The organism is Pseudomonas sp. HMSC066A08 (genome assembly GCF_001813025.1).
Classification (GTDB): domain Bacteria; phylum Pseudomonadota; class Gammaproteobacteria; order Pseudomonadales; family Pseudomonadaceae; genus Pseudomonas; species Pseudomonas aeruginosa.
This window is the reverse complement of the sequence record NZ_KV811214.1, coordinates 1-524: the sequence shown is the minus strand read 5'-3', so window position 1 is coordinate 524 and position 524 is coordinate 1. Positions and strand designations below refer to the sequence as shown.

Annotated in this window: 1 protein-coding gene; it reads left to right on the top strand. The window is 50.2% G+C overall.

Annotation, left to right across the window (positions count from 1 at the left end; genetic code table 11):
• The coding region (locus HMPREF2886_RS02080; RefSeq protein ID WP_139148374.1) for a tetratricopeptide repeat protein at positions 1-524 on the top strand (524 nt) is incomplete at both ends.

Genomic DNA, 524 nt, shown 5'->3' with positions numbered 1-524 from the left:
CGCCTTGGCCAAGCCCGATACTCTGCGGCCCTGGGATCGTATCGTCGATCTATACAGTAAGGCAGTTGAGCGTGGTCACTGGAAGGCTATGCATAACTTGGCGAACCTCTATCGTACCGGTTGGCCGGGCGGTGTGGAGAAGGACACTCAGAAAGCTCTAGATCTCTACCAGAAGATGATCGACTTGAAGGTTCCTCAAGGTTTCTACGATATGGCGGCAATGATCGGAAATCGCGCTGGCGTCAAGAATCCTGCGACTGATGGACTTACTTTTCTCGATAAGGCTGCAAGCTTGGGTAATCCACCAGCATTAACTGAGTTAGGAAAGCTATATATATATGTTGCTGGTCAGGATGAGTTTGGGCTGAAATATACGAACTGTGCTGCGGGCCAAGGCTATGCTCCTGCCAATTACGAGTTGGCGATGTACTATCGTTTGGTGGCACATAACTACCCAAAGGCGGCAGGCTATTACCTTCTTGCTGCAAGCCAAGGAAATGATGATGCTGCCTTCTTCATGTCCG